The 925-nt window shown below is 64.8% G+C and carries 1 protein-coding gene; it reads left to right on the top strand.

Features of this window, described 5'->3' with window-relative positions:
• Positions 1-257: 257 nt before the first annotated feature.
• Positions 258-893 (top strand): ATP-dependent Clp protease proteolytic subunit, encoded by a 636-nt coding sequence (locus MJ783_RS03275; protein ID WP_305039257.1) that lies wholly within the window; start codon positions 258-260, stop codon positions 891-893.
• Positions 894-925 lie beyond the last annotated feature (32 nt).

Below are 925 nucleotides of genomic sequence, written 5' to 3' on the forward strand. Positions count from 1 at the left end.
GTTCTACCTGGGCCGACGACAACGAGGCGAGGCGCCGTCTGGCGCCGGCAGACCTTGGACGAACGTCCGGCGGCGACCACTAAGCCTCTCCAGGGAGTCGATTGCCCGCAATGCCCGGATTAACCGCCGCTGGGCCAGCCCGCCCTCACGCCCAGCGCGAACATCGAGGGTGAAGTCCCGGAACTAGCGCGGGTCACAGATAGTGTCGAGACGGTCAGATCAGCCGTCGTCAGCGCGAGGAAACCGAGGAGCTAACCGTGGGTAATATCGCAGCCCCGAGCCTGGTCGCCCCACAGCTGCGTTCGCCGGGGCAGGGTGGGGTCGGTTTCGACGAACAGGTCTTCAACCGTCTGCTCCGCGAGCGGATCATTTTCCTGGGTTCGGTGGTCGAGGATCAGATCGCCAACGCGATCTGTGCCCAGCTGTTGCTGCTCAACGCCGAGGACCCGAGCCGGGATATTTTCCTCTACATCAACTCTCCCGGTGGATCCGTCAGCGCTGGTATGGCGATCTATGACACGATGCAGTACGTGGAGAACGACGTGGCGACGGTTGCGCTTGGGCTCGCCGCGTCCATGGGACAGTTCCTGCTGTGCGCGGGCGCGTCCGGCAAGCGGTATTCGCTTCCGCATGCGAAGATCATGATGCATCAGCCGTCCGGCGGCATCGGTGGTACCGCCTCCGACATCGCCATCCAGGCCGAGCAGATGCTCTACACCAAGCGGATGATGCAGGAACGGATCGCATTCCACACCGGCCAGCCGATCGAGCAGATCGAGCGGGATTCCGACCGCGACCGCTGGTTCACGGCCGAGGAAGCCAAGGACTACGGGTTCGTCGATCACGTCGTGGCCCAGGCCCGCCAGGTTCCCAGCGAGCGCTCGGTCAGCTAGCCGCGTCCCGCGGACACTCGGCCGACACCGTC

This window comes from Protofrankia sp. Cj3 (assembly GCF_917627355.1).
Taxonomy (GTDB): Bacteria; Actinomycetota; Actinomycetes; order Frankiales; family Frankiaceae; genus Protofrankia.